This window comes from Laceyella sacchari (assembly GCF_004343255.1).
Classification (GTDB): Bacteria; Bacillota; Bacilli; order Thermoactinomycetales; family Thermoactinomycetaceae; genus Laceyella; species Laceyella sacchari.
The window spans coordinates 429,717-449,243 of the sequence record NZ_SMDD01000001.1 but is presented as its reverse complement, the minus strand read 5'-3'; the positions used below and the strand labels follow the sequence as shown (position 1 = coordinate 449,243).

Below are 19,527 nucleotides of genomic sequence, written 5' to 3'. Positions count from 1 at the left end.
ACTTTTGTTTCCACTCCTTTGTCCACGACCTCCATCATCAACCCTACAGGAAAATAACAAATATTATCAAGACAAATCTTTCAAAATCGGTACAATCAGGTTCTTTCATATTCAATGAGAGAAGATCTTGACCGCTATCAAATAAGCGGCTCAATCCGGTCAAACAAGTCCGCGTGGGCTTTAATCTTCCCTTCACCGCCAATGACGCAGGCCGCCCCCTCTTTTAACACTGCTTCTACTACTGGCGCCAATTCCCGCACATCATTGACATTCGTCTGCAATACCTGCTCCCATTCTTCCCGCACCATCTCCTCCGTGATTCCGCTGAAATGGCGCATCAGTGCCGCCTCGCCCTTTTGGCTGGCAGAACGGGCAGGGTCTAACTTACGGAGAGTGCCGATCAGCAGGCGGTGCCATTCTTCCCGACTGGGGTTCAACCGCCGCAAATAAGCCGGAATCTCTTGATACACCTGCAAAGTCTCTGTCAGATTTGGATCTCGATAGGAGACGAATGCAAGCGCACCCGTGCGGCTCAAACTGCACATTGCGCCATACGCCCCTCCCCGTACCCGAATCCGATTCCACAAATACTCCGTCTCTAACAACGTTTTTAGCACCATCCACCGCCCTTCATAGCGTCCGCCGGCCGTGAACAACCCGCCTCCCTTGGCCACATACTGCACCCGTCCTGGGCCGAAAAATGCCTCGTCTTGTTTGTGGTTTACCACCCGATGCGCTTGCTGGTGCACTTGCGGAGTAGCCGCCTCCATCCCAAGGGTCGGCACCCACTGTTCCAAAAAACGCGGCAGATGCTCTCCAGCTTCCCCTTCCGCCGCCACCCGATGCACAGTTAGCGCGTCGCGCCGGAAAATCAAGCGCGCAGTCTGTTGCAACCGCTTGGCAATTTCGTCAGCCCGTTGCGCAAACTCCCGTTCCAACCGGCTCAAGAAACGATGCAAACCGATGCCGTGCAACAGCTCATCGCACCGTCCTTTGTCCGACAGCGAGGAAGCGAGGCGCATCACTGCAAATTGGTGGCCACTACGCAAAAGCAGTGTCTCCCGTTGCGCTTTAAACTCCCTGATCAATTGCAACAAGCGCCCATGATCGGTAAAGTGGGTCAAACTCAAAATTTCATGTAACAGATTTGGGAGTGTCGGCCATTGGTGGGACAAGAGCTTCACATTGACATGAAACACCGTCGCAACCGTCGGCGCCGATTGTGTTTGCTGGTACGTCTGCACCTTGCATTGCAAACCGCCGGTCAACAGGTGAACGGCATTGGCCAATTGACCGTAGGTGTATCGCTTGGTGCCCATTTTTCCCAGCACATAAGCCAAGAGCGCGATATAGGGGAAATGCTCTTCCGGTACCGCTTTCGTGTCAAACGAGAGTTGGAGATAATGGATGCCTTTGGTGTCATGCGGCGTGAACAAAACAGGAACCCCTTGCACAGCGGTTTGCTCCAACGGGATGGGGTTCGGATGAGCCGGGAGTTCATTTAAGCTCAATAAGGGTAAGCATGCCAAGGCTTCCGCCGGATCGGCCGCCTGCTGCCTCGCTTGCAACCGCTGAGTTTGCTCGATGAGCCGCTTGATATCCGCCGCCGACAAAGTATCTTTGATCCGCGCAAGCTTCTGCCTGTGTTGCCGCTCCCTCTCTTCTGCCAGTGTCACACTGGGCTCCAACGTTAAGAACGCAGCATGATGGTTATCCAACAAGTTCTTTTGAATCCATTGTTCGCCGCCACCTTTTTGCACATGAGCACGCAAGGCCGAAAGCGTCTTATCATGGCGCAAATGGGCCAACGGGTCACCGCCGTGCAACCAACTGCTCATCGCTTTGAATAAATAAGTGAGCCCAGCCGGGCCGCCTTGATCCGGCTCCCTTAACGTCACTTCCAGCCAGTTGATACCCGCATGTAGCAAGTCAGGATCGATGCCATCCTCCACTAACCGACGTAGTGTGTCCGTCAACACGCGGCGGAAAAGATCCAATACCCCCGACTCCGCATGTTTTACAAACACGCTGAACATCGGCTTGCGCATGGAAGGGTCGATCTGTCCGGACACCACTTTGCCCACGCCAGCATCCAACAGTGCCTGCTTCAACGGAGACGCCGGACTGTGAAAAAGGACATACGCCATCAGGGTCAGCATCATCATCTGGAGGGGGTCCGTCGCTTCCCCGACCGCATAGGAAGCACTGTACATGGTTCGCCCCGCAGTGCTCGCCGCCGGATAGGCGACCGTTTTCTCCACTGGAGACGAAAAGGGCGGTTGCACCAACGAACGATGAGTCAATACTTGTTTCCCAAAGGATGCGAGCGCTTCTTCTTGCAACAATCGCAACACTTCCTCCAGTTCACCGTCGCCATACAAGTAAAAATAACTGTTGGATGGATGGTAATGGGTGCGGTGGTACATCAAAAATTGTGATAATGAGAGATCAGGAATGCGGTCCGGGTTCCCTCCTGAATCAAACCCGTAAGGGGTGTCCGGATACAAGATGATTTTGGCCGTCCGTCCCAACAACGAATCAGGGGAGGAATAAACCCCTTTCATCTCATTGTATACGACGCCGCTGATCGCCAACGGATCAGACGGTGCAGATAACGCGTAATGCCATCCCTCCTGTAAGAAGATTTCCGGTGTCTCATGAATCTTCGGAAAAAACACGGCATCCACATACACCGAAACCAAATTGAGAAAATCTCGCCAATTGCGGCTGGCCACCGGATACACTGTTTTGTCTGAGAAAGTCAAGGCATTGAGATAAGTGGACAACGATCCTTTCAACATCTCTTTGAATGGTTGCTTCACCGGATATTTACGGGAACCGCACAAGACGGAATGCTCCAAAATATGCGTCAACCCTGTATCGTCTTGTGGCAATGTTTTAAAACTGACTGCAAACACCTTGTTGGGATCTCTATTCGCCAATTGCAACAGCTTCGCACCTGTCTTTTCATGCTCAAACAGCCTAGCAGTGGCATCGATTGCTTCCACCCTTTGTTCATCGCGCAGGACAAAACCGTGCAAACGTGCGCCCTTTTTCCAGTTTTTTGCCGTCATAAGCCCTTCTCTCCCTTACTCTTCGTCTAGCCGGCGGATGCAATCAAAGCCTGCCATCGGCATCAACCGGCAACTGAACCATAGAATGTGTTCCGTTTCGATGGCTTTCAGAATAACTGCTTACCCTCATTTTTACACAGAAAGGGGCGATCTGAGTATGGGCGGTATCAAAAAATAGAGTGCATTGCTTTTCATGCCAAACAGCGACGCAACAGTCAACGCTTTTTTATACGCCATTGTTGAAAGAGATCTCAACTTAAAAATTTTAAATGGCGACGCTTCTCCAACTAAAAACAACAAGCATCGGGTGATATAATATGGGTGAATATTGATCTGTGCCAATCATCTTGGAGGGTTCTTCATTGAAAAAAATATTGCTCATCTATAGCCTCATCATGTTTGCCATGTTGGCGGTGAGTCTATCTTTCGTCATCGAAAGCGAACAAAACCAACCGTCGAGTTTACTGGCGATTTTGCTCTCCATTCTCCATTAAACCTTTGCATTTCTTTCATCCCACTGCACCAAACGCAATCCAGCCCCTCTTAAAACAGAGGGGCTGGATTGCATTTGGTGCTCCACTTGATTGCAAGCTACCACATCAGTTATGCCATATATGCATTCAACATCCAGAGATGTTTTTCCAAGCTGGTGCGAATGTGCGTCAACATATCAGCAGTAGATTCATCACCGGCTTGATCCGCGATATCGATGCCTTGTTTCAATTCATCCACCAAGGTGTTAAAGTCGGTGATCAGGTTATTCACCATTTGCTCAGCGGTTTCATTGCCCGTCCCTTCCGTGATGGAAGCTAAGCTGAGATATTCTTTCATCGTGGCGACCGGTTTTCCGCCGATCGCCAGCAAGCGCTCGGCCAACTCGTCGATATAACCGGCCGCCTCCGTATAATACTCCTCGAACTTCTTATGCAGTTCGAAGAACTGATCCCCTTTGACAAACCAATGGTAATTGTGCAATTTGACATAAAGCACCGACCAATTGGCAACCTGTTTGTTTAGCACGTCATATACTGCTTGCGTCGTCATTTCCATCCCTCTTTCATTGTGGCTAATTCTGACTATAGTATGGCCCATTCCGCCACAAATCTTGAGAGAAACAACAGACACATCAGCTTAACACGCGTTTCAGTGATTTTAAATAACTGCTCCGCACAATCAGGAAATATACGAACTGCAACAAGAAAAACGAGCCGATACCGACTGTGGCCGGCCCGATCACCGGCGTTTGCAGATCTTCCTGCAATGCCATCAACGCAACGATCGAATGCACCACAGCCACAATAAAGGGAACGAAGAACAACAGCGCCATCTGCACGGTGTTGGCTCTTGCCAGCTCACGTTCCGTCAACCCCAGCTTGCTGATAGCCTGATACCGTTTGCTGTCTTGGTCCAAGTCGGCGTAGAGGCGGAAATACAAGAAACTACCTGCTGCCATGAAGAAGATAAACACAATAAACATCCCGATAAACATGGACACACTGGTAAATTGCTTAAATGTCAGATATACTGTCGCCCGCTCCAACAATTCCCCTTTCGCCTCTACACTGAAAGGAAACATGCTTACCAATTTTTCACTCACCCGATGTTCCACAGAACCTGCTTTGGGTTCCTGCCCCATCCATTTGTCGACAATATAGAAAGTAAATATTTCTTGTTTGGCCGGTTTCGTCAATTTGGTAAATGCTGTGTCAGCAACCACCAAATCGCCTGGGGAGTAAGGCAGAATAGTGCCAACGATCGACCGATCAATGTGAAAGACGTTGCCGTTCTCTTTGAAGGTGATGCGCTTCATTTCCTCCAAATCGTTTTCTTTATCTTTTGACCGCAAAAGCCAACCCGCCTGTCCGCGCACATGTATCGGGTCCCGGTCAAGCAGACGAGCCAGGCGGTTGTAGTCAGATTGGCGGATAATAGCCACTCTTTTATCTCCTTGTGTGGGCATATAATAGCGAACCGGAAGGGTGATTCTCTCTGCCTGCACCTGCTCTCGGGACAATTCACGGTCAATCCGGGCCAAATCGGCGTTAGCCTTTGGATTGTCGGGACTTGATACATAAATGAACGGATACGGATTTACTTCCAACATCATCCGGGCCTGCTGTTTGAAGTACAGGAAGGTACCTGTTGCGGTAAACGCAACAGCAGACACGATCGTTACCAAAAACAACATCCGCGCATTGTCTTTCATGCGGTAAGCCAAGTCAGACAACCATAATAAATTGGTACCACGCTGATAAAAACTGCGGCGACGCTTCAGCCAGCGGATGACAAACACGCTCAATTGCGTGAATAAGAAATACGTGCCGACAATGGCCAATCCCAATATCAGCAACATGGTATCGCTGGAAAACTTAGTGAGCGCAATACCATACGCACCAGCAAGGCAGGCAAACACCACCAACGCCAAGAAAATGGACGCTTTCGGTTCCGGTTTTTGCTTGTTCGCGCCCTGCAACAATGCAATCACCCGCTGATTGCGCACAAAAAACAGCGTCATCAGCGAAATCACCACAAACATGCACAAGAACGACAAGATGGTCAGCTTAAGCGCATCCGCCGGCCAGTAAAATGGTAGTTCCGGCATTTCTAACGCGTACGCGGCAAAAATAAAGAAAGCTTTCACCACCAGCAAGCCCAACATCACACCCATCCCGACGGATAACAGGCCAATCAGCATATTCTCAAGAAAGACGAGTTGGTTCAGCTGCATCCGCGTCATGCCGAGCATTGCCAACAAGCCAAACTCTTTTTTGCGAGCCTTCAAAAATCCGCCCACAGAATAAAGTAAAAACAAAAATGAAAAACCGAATATGACATATTCCGCCGCCTGCATGCCGATTTTAACCATCCGGCTGACAGAGCCATCTGCCAATTGCGGATGGTAAATGAACATGGCATAAACGAAGAAAATCATCACCGCAAACGTGCTACTCAGCAAATAGGCGCTATACGTGCGGATATTGCGCCGGACATTGTTATACGCGAACTGATGGAATTTCATGCGCATTCCCTCCCAACAATGCCAACACATCAATAATCTGCTGATAAAACACCTTTCGATTGTCACCGCGGTGGATCTCATTGTAAAGCTGGCCGTCTTTGATGAAAATGACCCGGTCGCAGTAGCTGGCCGCCATCGGATCATGCGTTACCATCATCATGGTCGCTTCTTCATCGCGATTAAGGCGCTCCAGCGTCTCCATCACATCGCGCGACGCTTTGGAATCAAGATTACCCGTGGGTTCGTCCGCCATCACCAAGGACGGGGAATGGATGAGCGCGCGTGCAATGGCCGCTCGTTGCCGCTGGCCGCCCGACACTTCATACGTGCGCTTGTCCAGAATGGCGTCGATTCCCAACTTGGCGGCGATCTCCGCCAACTTGCGATCCATTTCAGGAACAGGACACCGATCCAAAGTTAGCGGCAAGACAATGTTTTCCCCCAAGGTCAAGGTATCCAGCAGATTGAAATCCTGAAACACAAAACCTAGTTCTCGGCGCCGAAACATGGCCAATTGGTTTTTCTTCAACTGATGCGGATTCTGCCCATTGATCCAGACTTCGCCTGAACTGGGATGGTCGATGGTCGAGATCATGTTGAGTAATGTGGTCTTCCCACTGCCCGAAGGCCCCATGATCCCGAGGAATTCACCTTTGTCAATCGATAAGTTGATATCTTTCAAGGCGCGGAATGGCATGCTCCCGCCATATGTTTTGCTCAGATTTGATACTTTCACGATTTCCATCGTTGCACAACCCCTTTCAAAAGCCGTTTGCTCTTGAAACAGAATAATGGGTTTTGCGCAGCCTTGCTATGGATCTGTCTTAATCCTATCTTACATTTGTGTAAGGTTGCCGCCGACCAAAGGTGATTGTCACTTTCGTCCCTACGCCCACTTGAGATTGGAGCGTCACAGCATGCCCCAGCTTCCGGCAGATTTCCCGGACCAGATAAAGCCCCATCCCGGTGGATTCCTTGTATTTTCTGCCGTTTTCTCCTGTGTAATACGGCTCAAATACGCGCGGCAAGTCTGCGGGCGGAATGCCTACTCCCTCATCCTTGATGGTGAGTTCCCAAGCACCCCCTGCGCGCTGGATAGACACGTGCAACTGCTCGCTACGGCCACTGGAATACCGCACCGCATTGGTCAACAACTGTTGCAAGACGAAGCCAAGCCATTTCGCGTCAGACATCACCCGGGCTTCCGGCGCCAACGTCAACCGGGGGAAGACGCGCTTGCTGATAAATAGCCGTTTGTTCTCCTTAATCACTTGTTGCACCAACTCGGACAGCGGCAGGGATTCGATGCGAAAATCTTGTTCAAATGCTTCCAAACGCGAGGTGTACAAAATCATCTGAAGACCAGCACGCAAGCGATCCAACTCTTCCCGCACACTGTCCACCGCCAGCGTCTCCTCCTCTTGCAACAGCAAATCAGCAACAGACAGCGGCGTTTTCATCTGGTGAACCCATTGGTTGATAAAGGTGAGATGGCGTTGTTGCCGCTGTTCATAAGCATGTAATCGGTCTTGGTACAATCGGTATTGATTATGAAGCAACTGCGCGAACGCTTCTGCCGCCGGTGTGGATGGTTGATGATCGACAAGGGCATCTTCCATTGACGCAAGCGATTGGGACAAGCGCCGATACATACTACGTCTCCGCAAATAAAAGAATGTGAGAAAAGCGGCAAATGAAACCACGCCCAACAGCCAAACATACCCCAAGATGCGAATCGACCGATAACCGGCCAGCCAAATCAATCCCAACAGTGCCACCCACTGGAGCAGGGTAAAGGCGATGAGCGAGCCATGCTCCCTAATGAACAGCCTCATGCCCCTTCCTCCCCGGGAGGTTTCAAGCGGTAACCCGTTCCCCGCACGGTTTCGATCAGGCCTGTGATGCCGAGTTCTTTCAGTTTGCCGCGAACACGGTTGATATACACATTCAGCGTGTTATCATCCACAAACGCTTGCTCATTCCACAGGATTTCCAATAATACATCCCTGGTCGCCACACGCCCAGGCCGCTTCAATAACGCTTCAAGCAACAAAGCCTCTTTGCCTCCCAATTCCACTTTCCTGCCCTGCCACGCCAACTCCAGCCGTTCCGGGAAAAGAGTCAATCCATTCACTTCCACCCGCCGTTCTACACCGCCCCCCGCGTATTCACCGTAGGCGCGGCGAAGATGGCTACGAATCTTGGCGATCACCACTTCATAATGAAATGGTTTGGTTATGTAATCGTCGGCGCCGTTTTCCAAGGCCATCACCTGATCCATTTGCCCCTCTCTAGCAGAGATAAACAAGATAGGGCACGTCGAGTGGCGGCGGATTTGGCGACACCAGTAATATCCGTCATACATAGGCAAGTTGACATCAAGCAACACCAATTGCGGTTGGATATCCAGAAATACATCCAGTACCGCAGTAAAATCAGTAACGCGCTCAGCTTTGTATCCGTAGCGGAAAAGATGTTCTTGCAACAGTGTCGCAATTTTCTCGTCATCTTCCACAATCATGATGGTCGTCATGCGCTTTCCTCCTCTGTGTAACCATAAAAAGCCGACCTTGGATTAGGATCGGCTTTGTTTCCATTCCCTATGAATCAACTTACCAAACCGCCTCCCCTTTCTCTTCGGTTTTTATGAAAACCAAACAGTTAAGGCTCCCACGGCGATTGTGCCGGCGGGAGCCCTTGTTTGCGACCGCTTGTCGCCTTTCTTTATGCTTCTTTTATATGCTTGAATCAGCTATTGCTTTTAATGCCTCCAGCTTGGCAGGATCAATCGGCGCCAAAGACTTGCCGCCCACTCGCACCCCCGAGCCAAAATGAACTTCCTTCACCCCTGTTTGCGCGCTAAATGCAGGCAACGACTCAACGGTCAAGCCACTACCCGCCAGAATGGTCAGGTGGGTTCCCTCAGCCAAGCGCACCAACTTCGCCATCTGCGGAACCGCATCAAGCGCGCTACGCTTGCCGCCGGAAGTCAACACCCTCGTCACTTGCGGATAGCGGAGCAACACCTTTAGCACCGCTTCCTGATCGACCACCTCATCAAATGCGCGATGAAAAGTGATGTCTAACCCTTCCGCCGCCTCAAGCAAAAGTGACAGCGCCGTTTCATCAATGGTCTTTTCCTTGGTCAGCGCCCCCAAGACCACTCCTGGCGCGCCTAGGCGTTTCACGGTTTGGATATCTTTAATCATCGTGTCCAGATCATCCTGACTGTAACAAAACGAACGGCTGTGGGGTCGGATCATCACATAAGCCGGAATTGTGACGCGACGCACTACTTCCTCAATCAACCCGTAACTGGGAGTTAATCCCCCTTCCGCCATACCTGTAACCAGTTCAATCCGGTCAGCTCCATGCTGATCCGCCAATTTGGCATCAGTTAAGTCTGTTGCTATGACTTCTATTCGCATGCCCTACCCTCACTCAATCTCTTCATTTTTCCATACGCCTCTAACGTTCGGGCTGGGCTTACCGCCACCGTTTACGAGATAGAGGCCCTTTCCAATAACAGAGATTTTACCATACCACCCCAGCGAATGCTTAAACGAAATGCAAAAAAGCGCCCAATCCGGTTATGTTCCGCCGGATTGGGCGCCGCATACGTATTAATCACTTGCGCGCATGTATCTTCGCTTGTCTGCTTCTTTTCTTCCATATCTCTTTTTCCGCGTGAGCCAGCTGCCGGTTTTCTTTGCGCTCATAATACGCCAACTCCCGAAGCAACTTCCGGTAATTAGCAAGGCGTTTCGGCGCCAAGCGCCCTTCGGCCAACGCGAGCTCCACTGCGCAACCTGGTTCACCCTGATGCTGGCAATCGGTGAAACGGCAAGAGAGCGCCAACTGCTCAATCTCCTCAAATGTCTCTTGCACACCGTGTTCCTGGTCGACAAGTTTGATTCCACGCATACCCGGCGTGTCGATCAGGCATCCCCCTTGCGGCAAGAGAAACAATTCTCGATAGGTGGTTGTATGTTTCCCTTTGTCGTCCCCAGCGCGAACCGCTTGCACTTCTTGCTGTTCCGTCCCCAAAAAGCAATTGGTCAAGGTGGATTTGCCCACTCCGGAGGAACCAAGCAAGGCCACTGTTTTTCCCGGTTGCAAATACGCCATCAATTCATCCAATCCCTTGCCGGTCAAGCCACTTACCACATGAATCGGCACACCCAAGGCCACCGCTTCGACTTGCGCCACCTTGTCAATCACGTCAGGATACAAATCCGCCTTGTTCAACACAATCACCGGCTGCGCACCGCTTTCCCAGGCCAAGGTAAGATAACGCTCGATCCGTCGCACATTAAAATCTTGGTTCAACGCGTTGACCAAGAATACCGTATCGACGTTGGCGGCAACAATCTGTTCCTCCCATGTCCGGCCAGCCACTTTGCGGGAAAACCTGCTAAAGCGAGGCAAAACAGCCTCAATGGAGGCTCTGCCCTCCGCCACTCGTGGTCGAATGACCACCCAATCGCCCACGGCAGGATACTCTTCCACTCTCGTTGTCTCATAGCGGAATTTGCCAGTCAATTCCGCCAATAGCTCCCCGTATTCGGTCTGCAAACGATACAAGCGTTTATGCTGAAGGGTCACGCGCCCAACTGCGAGCCCGTCCTCTTTGATCCGATCAAATGCTTCCTCCAAGGCAGGGGTCCAGCCCCATGTCCATTTATTCAATGGTGAGTCCTCCTATCATCAGGATCTGCGGCAGATCATGGAGAACCCCCGTCCGCACTAACAGCAAAAAGGATTCTCCACGTCTTGTCCTGTCGTGTTCAGCTTGCTGTTCATCACAATCATCGTCACCACTCCTTTTTGCAACTTGCTTTTATTATATTTCAAATGATCCGACATAAGCAACGATGCCCGCAAGGCCTTATATTGGCCATTGCGGGCATCCCATCTATTCATTGGCGCTTTTTCTGAATCGGAATCCATATCTCGCTACGAAACTTGGGCGATGAAGTATCTTTGTGCTCGTTCCACAACATTTCCGGCCCCTCAGCCAGTTCATAATCGGAAGATGGGAACCATTCGGAGAAGATGCGCCCCCATGTCTCTTGCAATGTATTTGGAAAGGGACCGACTGCTTCAAATACCGCCCAGGTCAAAGGAGGCACTTCCAACTGCTCCAAATCTTCCGGGCACGCTTGCGTCGTTGCCACGCCAATGTAATGATCCAGTTCCCCTCCCTCCTTTCTCCCTTCAGAAAAATTCGTAGATGCGCTAAGCAAACCAACCGGCTCGACATTGCTGAGATTTTTCAACCGAGTGATCTTCGCCTCATCCAAGCTGGCCCACATGGAGGCAATTTCCGGATTAACCCCTTGATAAATCAGTGGAACTCTTTTTTTGATGCCGACAATGCGAAACGCACTTTTCTCCTCGATGCGATAATTCATTTCGTTTCCCCCTTTGACAGTCAATTGAAAAGTCATCCGCGGAAAAGCTTTCAACGGCTTTCCATTGTTTCTGGCTTCGGATGGTGTCACACCATGCATGGCTTGAAACGCCCGCGCAAACGCATCCGCAGAGCTGTATCCGTATTTGATCGCAATATCGATGATCCGCACATCGCGATCCTTCAGTTCAAATGCGGCCAGGGTGAGCCGTCTGCGCCGAATGTATTCGGACAACGTCACACCGGCGAGAAAAGAAAACATCCGTTTAAAATGGTACTCCGAACACATCGCCCGCCGGGACACTTCTTTAAAGTCGATGTCGTCAGCGAGATGGTCTTCAATATAGCTGAGCGCTGCATTCATATGTTGCAGCAGGTTCACAAGCACCTCACCCCCTCATCAATAGATTAGCAAGATGCGGCTGGCACCATCCGACATTTTCAAGCACAAAAATGAAGGGTACCCACTCCGGCCAATATAAAAAAGCCATAACCATAGTGGTCATGGCTTTAACATCCCGAGAGGGAAGTTCATGTTTTATTTATCCTTTTGCCGCCTGAGGCACTTTGCCGCGCAGCAGATCTTCCAACGTGGTCTTCTCCAATAGATTTGCGACGGTTTCCCTGATGGACATCCATAAGGGTCTGAGCAAGCACATCGATTCCAATTCACATGACTCATAAGCAGTCACACTCACGCAACCCATTGGTGCCAACGGCCCTTCCAACTGGCGGATGATCTCTCCGATCACAATCTGATCCGGCGGCCGGTTGATCCGGTATCCGCCACGACTTCCACGCCGGCTGACCACATACCCCAGATGTTTGAGTTGCAATAAGATGTGTTCCAAATAACTTGTCGGCACCAGCGTTTTGTCCGCAAGGTCGCTAATCGTCATCACTCGCGCCGGTTCTTGCCCCAAGATGATCAGCGCGCGCAATGCGTATTCGCCTCTTGTCGATATTTTCATGCCTATCAGCCTCCGTCTTCCAGCGTCGTGGGGATCGGATATGTTAAGCTATCGTCGGTAAAAAGAAACATGGACCGACAACGCACCGTTTTTTCTATAAAATCAAGCAGAATAGTCGGTTTTGGATGTGCAAAATCCCATTTTCCTCACCCATAGCAACGATGAGGGCAATCTCTAATCTGTCAATTTAAATTTTATATAATTATCTGTAATTTGTCAATCCCCCTTTCCATTGCCTCGCTCGGAATGCGATATAAGCAACGCGTTCCCACTCGCCACACAAACGGAAGGGAATGGTAGAAAAATCGCATTTTTCGGTATAAAATTAGACTCGATCCCATTCTTCAATGGGTGTAGCATGGGTGGCACCGACTGACCCGCCGGTTCATATTTCATGATTGGAGGGGTTTCCTTGACACGACATATTATTACGTTGAGCAAAGGACTGGATATGCAGTCTGTTCCTTACCGCCTGTATCAAAAAGCCAAACGACTGGGCACCTGGAATCCGGAAGATATCGACCTGACACAGGATGTCAAAGATTGGAGTCATTTCACTGGGGAGCAAAAAAGAGAGATCCTGGGGATGATTGTTAATTTCTTGGCTGGGGAAGAAGCAGTGACGGTCGATTTGCTACCGCTTCTGATTGCTGTAGCCCGTGAAGGAAGATTGGAAGAAGAGATGTATTTGACCACGTTTTTGTTTGAAGAAGCCAAACATACGGAGTTTTTCCGCCTTTTCATCAATACACTCGGTGTCACCGAAGATTTGACCCCCTATCTAAATCGACGTGGCGTACCCAAGCTTTACTTGTATGACACAGATGCGGCCCAACAGGATAGCAATACCCTCACTCGCACCATGAACCGGCTGTTGACTGACGACTCCCCCGAAGCATTCGCTGATGCTGCCGTGTTATACAACATGTTGATTGAAGGCGTTGGCGCGGAAACCGGTTATTGGTTTTTTGAGCAAGCACTTGAAAAGCGGGGGCTCATGCCAGGCTTGATGGAAGGCATCCGCCTGATCAAAAAAGACGAATCCCGGCACATCAGTTACGGCACATATGTTCTGCACCGTCTCATTCAAGAACATCCCCATCTCTATGAATATATCATGCAACGCATGGACGAATGGAACCCTGCAGAACAGCCTACACCCACCATGATCGCCAATTATCCTGACGCATTTGGCGTCGGATTAGAAAGACGCTTCGCATTTTCTCAAAAGCAATTTGCCATTCGCAAACAGATCATCGCCCGCGCCAAAGATAAATCCTTAGAAGAAATTTATCGCCAATTTAATCTGGAATCGCTTTAACACCCTGTCGACACATACGCTTTCCCCAAGCATTGGTTTATCGCCAAGCAGACCTCCTCTTCTCCCCTTCACACGTCCGTGCCCAACGCACGGACGTTTTTTGAAACCAATCCGTAAAAAAACGTCCACAAGATCGTCAAGTTCAGCTCAGCAAAGTAGATAAATTTTATCTTAGATTAATTTATTATTGATATAAATAGATTTATAGGGATTGGAGATTTACCATGCAAAAAAAAATATATGGTCTTCTTGCGGCAATACTTATGAGCAGTGCATTGCTCAGTGGTTGCTTTAACCAACAATCCGCAGAACCCGGATGGCAAGCAGACCATTCACACCTCGCCAAGCTCTCACCTATGCCTAAGCGCATCAAATTGCCGCCAGAATTGACCGCACTACAAAAAACCGTGATCAAATCCGAATCGAAACATATGCATTATCACGGTCCGCGCGGGCTGAAATGGGTCGCGTTGACATTTGACGATGGGCCAAATGATCGTTATACCAATCAAATTTTAGACATCTTAAAGCAAAACGGAATTCGCGCCACATTCTTCGTATTGGGTCAGCAAGCCAAAGCCCATCCGAACATGCTTAAGCGGATATATGATGAAGGACATGTGATCGGTAGCCATACATGGCGGCATCCGTACCTTCCCAGCTTGACCGATCAGCAGTTGGTGCAAGAAATGAATCAAACCAATGCCACCGTCAAACAAATCATCGGCAAAGACCTGCGCTTGATGCGCCCGCCATACGGAGCGGTCAAAGGCAAGATCAAACGCTTGGAACAAATGGGTTATGAGATGATCCAATGGGATGTTGACACGCTTGACTGGAAAAAAGGAAGAACGGCAGAAGATATCGTTCAGACAGTCAAGAATCATGCCTTGCCGGGAAGCATCATCTTGCAACATGATGCCGGTGGGCCACGTGACGCAACCGTCGCATCACTCCCCCGCATCATCAAACACTTGCGGCAACAAGGCTACGAATTCGTCACCATTGACCAATTGTTGCAAGTTCCTGCATATAAATAAGCAAAGAACCCACCGCCCTTGATAGGAGGCGATGGGTTCTTTTCGATTACACTTGCGTCTGTCTCACCATTTCATCAAACTCAGCCTCAATCTCAGCCGGTGGTTTCGGCGTAAGCAGGCTCACGATGATAATAGCCAACGTACACGCGATAAAGCCAGGAATGATCTCATACACTTCGCTGAGCGCTTCAATTTGCTCCCATACGATGACGGTAACCGCCCCGGTAAGCATGCCGGCAAGCGCTCCCCATTTGTTCATCCGTTTCCAGAACAGGCTGATCAACACCACCGGTCCGAATGCGGCCCCGAAGCCGGCCCACGCATAACCCACCAAGTTGAGAATGGTTTCGTTGGGGTTCAAGGACAAATACAAAGCGATCAAAGATACACCCAAGAGTGACAAGCGTCCGACCAACACCAGCTCCTTATCTGTGGCCGAACGGCGGAAGAACGCTTTGTAGAAGTCTTCCGTCAACGCGCTTGAGGTCACCAACAGTTGGGAAGAAATCGTACTCATAACTGCCGCCAGGATAGCCGCCAGCAAGAAACCGGTGATCAGCGGATGGAACAGCACATCAGCCAATTTGATAAACACCGTTTCCGGATTTTCCAGCTTCATACCGGCATTGTTAAAGTAAGCGATTCCAAACAGGCCTGTTAACATCGCGCCAATGATCGAAAAGATCATCCAGCCCATGCCAATACGGCGCGCGCTTTTCGCTTCTTTTACCGAGCTGAGCGCCATAAAACGCACAATGATATGGGGTTGTCCGAAATATCCCAATCCCCAAGCCAGCAAGGAAATGATGCCAATCATGCTCGTCCCTTTAAACGCATCGAGCAAGGCCGGATCGATACTTTTGATCTCGGCCAGCGTCGAACCGAGGCCACCCGCCTCCATCACTGTAACCAATGGCACTAAGATCAAAGCCACAAACATGATGGTTCCTTGGACGAAGTCTGTCCAGCTGACGGCCAAAAATCCGCCAAACAGCGTATACAGAATTACGACACCCGCAGAAATGAGAACTCCCCACAAATAATCCATCCCAAACGCAGTTTTAAACAACTCCCCGCCAGATACCATCCCAGAAGAGGTATAGAAGGTGAAGAAAACAAAAATAACCAATGCAGATACTACGCGCAAAATACGGGATTGGTCTTTGAAACGGTTTTCAAAGTAGACTGGAATGGTGATCGCGTTCTGCGCCACTTCCGTATATGTTCGTAAGCGCGGGGCCACGTACAGCCAGTTGAGATAAGCACCCACACACAAGCCCAATACAATCCAGCCGCTGCTGATCCCTGTTGCATACATAGCACCGGGCAACCCCATCAGTAGCCAGCCGCTCATATCGGAAGCGCCCGCACTGAGGGCTGTCACCGCGGGACCCAGATTCCGCCCGCCCAACATATAATCAGAGAGGTCCGAAGTTCGCTTATAGGCGAAATAACCAATGATCAGCATCGCTACCATATAAATGCCGATTGAGATAATCACGCCATATTCCATCCGCCAATCCCCCTTCAAAATATTTACAAAAATTAGTTATAAATACAAAGAAAATACTAACTTGGTAACATAGTATGACACATGAAGCAATTTTCGTCAATTTCTTGACAATCCGGAAAGAACCCCAATTCTCTCTCCACCAGGACAAAAGCCCCTGCTGTCCGACCGCAGACAGCGGGGCTTTTCGTTTGGTTAACGGCGAACCGCTTGCAATTCTTTGGCGATCTGGAATAAATTGCCAAAGAAACGCGCTACTTGTTCATCTGTGACAGGACCCTGATTTTCCTCCTGCATTTTGACGATGATCTCCCTTTCTCGTTTTTCATCGACAATCGGCCGGTTTTGCCGTTTTTTGATTTCCCCGATCTCAATGGCCACCCGCGCCCGCTCATTCAGCAGGTGTAGCATTTGTGCGTTGATGCGGTTCATCTCCTCACGCAACACTGACATGTTCCGCAGATTCTCAACTATCCCTTTATCTTGACTCGCCTGTTTATTCACTGGCTCTCTCCCCTCATCTCCACTGTCTGTAATTAACGCCATAACGCTTAACCCTGTTAAAGCAGGGAACATGCTACGCCATCAACCACTGTATTTTCACATGCGTCAATGGTTCCCTTACTAGAATATTTTATTTATTTAACCACCTTTCCGACTTTTATGTCAACGGGTGATTCCTTACCACACAAAAACCCGTTTCCCAGTCACGGGAAACGGGTCATGTTCCATGCTCCTATTCAGCCGTCAGCGCTTGGAAGGCTCGGCTACTTTCACCAATTGCTTGCCCAGGTTCTCACCGGTGAAGAGTCCCAAAAACGCTTGGATGGTGTTTTCAAATCCGTCCACGATGGTTTCCTCATACCGGAGCTTGCCTTCTTTGACCCAAAGAGCCAGCTGGCGGGTACCCTCTTCAAAGCGCTCAGCGTAATCGCCAACGATAAACCCTTTCATCAACGCCTTATTGATCAAAAGCAACGGCTGGATACGCGGCCCTATCGCCACTTTCTCCATATTGTACAATGCGATTTGACCGCACAACGGAATTCGCGCATGTGGATTGATTAAGGTTATCACCACATCCGAAATTTCCCCACCCACATTGTCGAAGTAAATGTCCACTCCATTGGGGCAAGCTTCTTTCAACGCCGCTTTTAAATTCGTCGCCGTCTTATAATTGATGGCTGCATCAAAGCCCAGTTGCTTGACCAAATACTCTACTTTTGCATCAGACCCGGCAATACCCACCACACGGCAACCTTTGATTTTGGCAATTTGTCCAACCACCATGCCCACCGCTCCGGCAGCTCCGGAAATCACGACGGTCTCCCCGGGTTGTGGCTTACCGATGTCAAGCAGGCCGAAGTAAGCGGTTAGTCCAGGCATACCGACCACTCCCAAAGCAGTCGTGATCGGCGCGACGGTTGGATCAATTTTTTTCACTCCTTGAACGGAAACCGTTTGGTACTTTTTCCAATCCAGCATACCAACCACGATATCCCCAGCTTCAAGCCCCGGCGCTTTGGATTCAACCACTTCGCCAATCACGCCGCCGGAAATCGGTTGGTTCAGTTCAAATGGAGCTACGTAAGATTTACTATCATTCATACGACCTCGCATATATGGATCGACTGACAAATAGAGCGTTTTGACCAACACTTCCCCCTCACTGGGTTGGGGGACCGGAATCTCTTCCCACTTGAAATCCGCTTCAGTCGGCATCCCTTTAGGTCGGTTAATCAGCAAGATTTGTTGGTTGTGATTGCTCATGATGCCATTTCTCCCTTCTCGATGGAAAAGAACTTATATACACCTCTACTATTTTACTCTATTTAATTGTACTCAATCAAATTACTTCACTTTTAATGCAACAAAGGCGCCTTCGCTCTGTTGTGAAGCGAATGCGCCTTTATCGGTTTATCATTTGCTAACACGGTCATGAAATCCGCACATGGCAATAAAAGCCTGTTTTTCCATCCATTGACGAAAGAAAATCATACTGGGTCCAATCAACGCCCCCTGTGGAGGAGAACACTGCGAAGTGAGCATAACTCATATAAGCCATAAAAGACATAAACAAAGCATTGGCGGCGGTAAAACCATATTCGTACATTTTCACGTCAATCCAGATATGTTTGTGGTCATCCACTTTATGTTGATAACTTTCAATCTCTTCATTGCTGAAAAAGTCCACGATTTCGCAGGATATACCCATATCTGCATCGATTTTCAGCTTGTTCGCCAATTCATCGATGAAAGATTTCATCTCGCACCTCCACATTGCATGAACACAAGTCTCCAATCATTCATTATAGCAAGAACAATATTTTATATTTAATCCTGTATCTTAATTTTAAATGAAATGATTGACTGAAAAGCGCAAACCCTCTATTATGAAATCATCTTCCTAATTAATTGAACGAAAAGGGGAGCGCATCATGCTCATTCAACAAGGACTCTCCGAATTGAAACTCATCAAAAAACGTATGGCCAAGATTCAAGAAGAATTAAGCACCTACTCAGCTTGGTCCTCCAAAAAGAAACACCCTTGGGGGATTAAAGGGGCTAACCAAGAATACAGTGTCAAGCAGGCGGAGAAAGAAGTGCAAGCCAAGATTCAAGCATACCATGATCTGGCACAGCGCTTTTTCATCATCAAATCGGCGATTGATCGTACCAACTTGGAAACAAAAATCACCGTTGCCGGCAAAACGTTCTCCCTGCACGAAGCATTGCTTTATAAAAACCATCTCATCGGCATGAACCAAGACTTGGTTGAAGCCTGCAACACGGCGATTCGCCGCGCTGAAGCCGAAGTGGAGCGGTATAACAGCAAGAAAGAGCGGGACTCTGTCGACAACGCTGACTTGCTTTACCTCTTCCCACGGCAAGAAGTGGACAAAGTCAACCAATTCAACATTGAATTCATGGAACAGGTTGATGCAGCGTTGCAAATTGCCAACGCCACAACCCATTTGATCGGTATCGACGAATAAACAGCTATTTCCATCTCATTGCTTTCATGGCGTAGTAAACCCCAAAAAATGCCTTGAGATTAGGGTCCTTTGATATGACTATCCTTTCAAGATAGTTCCATATCATGGACTCCTCTTAAAAGATTGAGTGCTCAGTGAGCCACGCAGCTACGTAAGCGGCGGTTGGCGTCCAGTGTTCACGTG

At 49.3% G+C, this 19,527-nt stretch carries 19 protein-coding genes; 4 read left to right on the top strand and 15 right to left on the bottom strand.

Annotated elements, in window-relative coordinates:
* Window positions 1–137 precede the first annotated feature (137 nt).
* The gene (locus EDC32_RS02120) at window positions 138–3,074 is read right to left on the bottom strand and encodes an insulinase family protein (RefSeq protein ID WP_132219830.1); all 2,937 of its coding nucleotides are present in this window, start codon (window positions 3,072–3,074) and stop codon (window positions 138–140) included.
* A gap of 362 nt (window positions 3,075–3,436) precedes the next feature.
* On the opposite strand from EDC32_RS02120, the gene EDC32_RS16690 reads away from it, so the two are divergent.
* Window positions 3,437–3,568, top strand: a complete 132-nt coding sequence (locus EDC32_RS16690; RefSeq protein WP_022735772.1) for a hypothetical protein — start codon at window positions 3,437–3,439, stop codon at window positions 3,566–3,568.
* 109 nt (window positions 3,569–3,677) lie between these two features.
* Here EDC32_RS16690 and EDC32_RS02115 read toward each other — a convergent pair whose 3' ends face one another.
* From EDC32_RS02115 to EDC32_RS02075, 10 genes are all read right to left on the bottom strand, one after another.
* Window positions 3,678–4,118: a Dps family protein gene (locus EDC32_RS02115; protein WP_022735771.1), complete on the bottom strand. Its 441-nt coding sequence runs from the start codon at window positions 4,116–4,118 to the stop codon at window positions 3,678–3,680.
* Window positions 4,119–4,200: 82 nt separating this feature from the next.
* Window positions 4,201–6,093 (bottom strand): FtsX-like permease family protein, encoded by a 1,893-nt coding sequence (locus EDC32_RS02110; RefSeq protein ID WP_158283189.1) that lies wholly within the window; start codon window positions 6,091–6,093, stop codon window positions 4,201–4,203.
* The gene (locus EDC32_RS02105; RefSeq protein WP_106343181.1) at window positions 6,068–6,838 is read right to left on the bottom strand and encodes an ABC transporter ATP-binding protein; all 771 of its coding nucleotides are present in this window, start codon (window positions 6,836–6,838) and stop codon (window positions 6,068–6,070) included. The genes EDC32_RS02110 and EDC32_RS02105 overlap by 26 nt, the downstream gene beginning before the upstream one ends.
* An 85-nt stretch (window positions 6,839–6,923) precedes the next feature.
* Window positions 6,924–7,928: a sensor histidine kinase gene (locus EDC32_RS02100; protein ID WP_132219828.1), complete on the bottom strand. Its 1,005-nt coding sequence runs from the start codon at window positions 7,926–7,928 to the stop codon at window positions 6,924–6,926.
* Window positions 7,925–8,626: a response regulator transcription factor gene (locus EDC32_RS02095; protein ID WP_132219827.1), complete on the bottom strand. Its 702-nt coding sequence runs from the start codon at window positions 8,624–8,626 to the stop codon at window positions 7,925–7,927. Before EDC32_RS02095 ends, EDC32_RS02100 begins: the two co-directional genes overlap by 4 nt.
* A 202-nt stretch (window positions 8,627–8,828) precedes the next feature.
* A complete protein-coding gene (locus tag EDC32_RS02090) occupies window positions 8,829–9,521 on the bottom strand; it encodes a copper homeostasis protein CutC (protein ID WP_132219826.1) in 693 nt (230 codons plus the stop codon).
* Between the two features lie 199 nt (window positions 9,522–9,720).
* Complete coding sequence (gene rsgA / locus EDC32_RS02085) at window positions 9,721–10,782, bottom strand: ribosome small subunit-dependent GTPase A (protein ID WP_132219825.1); 1,062 nt, start codon at window positions 10,780–10,782, stop codon at window positions 9,721–9,723.
* A 57-nt stretch (window positions 10,783–10,839) separates the two neighbouring features.
* A complete protein-coding gene (locus EDC32_RS16200; protein WP_158283188.1) occupies window positions 10,840–11,016 on the bottom strand; it encodes a hypothetical protein in 177 nt (58 codons plus the stop codon).
* Window positions 11,013–11,888, bottom strand: a complete 876-nt coding sequence (locus EDC32_RS02080) for an AraC family transcriptional regulator (RefSeq protein WP_132219824.1) — start codon at window positions 11,886–11,888, stop codon at window positions 11,013–11,015. The genes EDC32_RS16200 and EDC32_RS02080 overlap by 4 nt, the downstream gene beginning before the upstream one ends.
* 160 nt (window positions 11,889–12,048) lie before the next feature.
* Window positions 12,049–12,477 carry an RrF2 family transcriptional regulator gene (locus EDC32_RS02075; RefSeq protein WP_132219823.1) on the bottom strand — a complete coding sequence of 143 codons (429 nt, stop codon included), beginning with the start codon at window positions 12,475–12,477 and terminating at the stop codon, window positions 12,049–12,051.
* Window positions 12,478–12,889: 412 nt separating this feature from the next.
* Between EDC32_RS02075 and EDC32_RS02070 the strand changes: the two genes are divergently transcribed.
* Together EDC32_RS02070 and EDC32_RS02065 are read left to right on the top strand one after the other, a co-directional pair.
* Window positions 12,890–13,798, top strand: coding sequence for a R2-like ligand-binding oxidase (locus EDC32_RS02070; protein WP_246026822.1), 909 nt, complete (start codon window positions 12,890–12,892; stop codon window positions 13,796–13,798).
* 224 nt (window positions 13,799–14,022) lie between these two features.
* Window positions 14,023–14,838: a polysaccharide deacetylase family protein gene (locus tag EDC32_RS02065; protein WP_246026821.1), complete on the top strand. Its 816-nt coding sequence runs from the start codon at window positions 14,023–14,025 to the stop codon at window positions 14,836–14,838.
* Window positions 14,839–14,884: 46 nt separating this feature from the next.
* Here EDC32_RS02065 and putP read toward each other — a convergent pair whose 3' ends face one another.
* From putP to EDC32_RS02045, 4 genes are all read right to left on the bottom strand, one after another.
* Window positions 14,885–16,351 (bottom strand): sodium/proline symporter PutP, encoded by a 1,467-nt coding sequence (gene putP, locus EDC32_RS02060; RefSeq protein WP_132219821.1) that lies wholly within the window; start codon window positions 16,349–16,351, stop codon window positions 14,885–14,887.
* 192 nt (window positions 16,352–16,543) lie between these two features.
* Complete coding sequence (locus EDC32_RS02055) at window positions 16,544–16,894, bottom strand: chorismate mutase (protein WP_158283187.1); 351 nt, start codon at window positions 16,892–16,894, stop codon at window positions 16,544–16,546.
* Window positions 16,895–17,095: 201 nt separating this feature from the next.
* Complete coding sequence (locus EDC32_RS02050; RefSeq protein ID WP_132219819.1) at window positions 17,096–18,118, bottom strand: NADP-dependent oxidoreductase; 1,023 nt, start codon at window positions 18,116–18,118, stop codon at window positions 17,096–17,098.
* A gap of 166 nt (window positions 18,119–18,284) precedes the next feature.
* The gene (locus EDC32_RS02045) at window positions 18,285–18,614 is read right to left on the bottom strand and encodes a hypothetical protein (protein WP_132219818.1); all 330 of its coding nucleotides are present in this window, start codon (window positions 18,612–18,614) and stop codon (window positions 18,285–18,287) included.
* A 172-nt stretch (window positions 18,615–18,786) separates the two neighbouring features.
* On the opposite strand from EDC32_RS02045, the gene EDC32_RS02040 reads away from it, so the two are divergent.
* Window positions 18,787–19,344 carry a hypothetical protein gene (locus EDC32_RS02040; protein ID WP_035952743.1) on the top strand — a complete coding sequence of 186 codons (558 nt, stop codon included), beginning with the start codon at window positions 18,787–18,789 and terminating at the stop codon, window positions 19,342–19,344.
* Window positions 19,345–19,527: the final 183 nt, after the last annotated feature.

Bases quoted from the DNA above. Each gene is read 5' to 3' on its own strand.
- EDC32_RS02115 (WP_022735771.1), bottom strand. From the start codon at position 4,118: ATGACGACGCAAGCAGTATATGACGTGCTAAACAAACAGGTTGCCAAT.
- EDC32_RS02065 (WP_246026821.1), top strand. From the start codon at position 14,023: ATGCAAAAAAAAATATATGGTCTTCTTGCGGCAATACTTATGAGCAGT.
- putP (WP_132219821.1), bottom strand. From the start codon at position 16,351: ATGGAATATGGCGTGATTATCTCAATCGGCATTTATATGGTAGCGATG.
- EDC32_RS02090 (WP_132219826.1), bottom strand. From the start codon at position 9,521: ATGCGAATAGAAGTCATAGCAACAGACTTAACTGATGCCAAATTGGCG.
- EDC32_RS02075 (WP_132219823.1), bottom strand. From the start codon at position 12,477: ATGAAAATATCGACAAGAGGCGAATACGCATTGCGCGCGCTGATCATC.
- EDC32_RS02110 (WP_158283189.1), bottom strand. From the start codon at position 6,093: ATGAAATTCCATCAGTTCGCGTATAACAATGTCCGGCGCAATATCCGC.
- EDC32_RS02120 (WP_132219830.1), bottom strand. From the start codon at position 3,074: ATGACGGCAAAAAACTGGAAAAAGGGCGCACGTTTGCACGGTTTTGTC.
- EDC32_RS02055 (WP_158283187.1), bottom strand. From the start codon at position 16,894: ATGGCGTTAATTACAGACAGTGGAGATGAGGGGAGAGAGCCAGTGAAT.
- EDC32_RS16200 (WP_158283188.1), bottom strand. From the start codon at position 11,016: ATGAATAGATGGGATGCCCGCAATGGCCAATATAAGGCCTTGCGGGCA.
- EDC32_RS02095 (WP_132219827.1), bottom strand. From the start codon at position 8,626: ATGACGACCATCATGATTGTGGAAGATGACGAGAAAATTGCGACACTG.
- EDC32_RS02040 (WP_035952743.1), top strand. From the start codon at position 18,787: ATGCTCATTCAACAAGGACTCTCCGAATTGAAACTCATCAAAAAACGT.
- EDC32_RS02100 (WP_132219828.1), bottom strand. From the start codon at position 7,928: ATGAGGCTGTTCATTAGGGAGCATGGCTCGCTCATCGCCTTTACCCTG.
- EDC32_RS02105 (WP_106343181.1), bottom strand. From the start codon at position 6,838: ATGGAAATCGTGAAAGTATCAAATCTGAGCAAAACATATGGCGGGAGC.
- EDC32_RS02045 (WP_132219818.1), bottom strand. From the start codon at position 18,614: ATGAAATCTTTCATCGATGAATTGGCGAACAAGCTGAAAATCGATGCA.
- EDC32_RS02050 (WP_132219819.1), bottom strand. From the start codon at position 18,118: ATGAGCAATCACAACCAACAAATCTTGCTGATTAACCGACCTAAAGGG.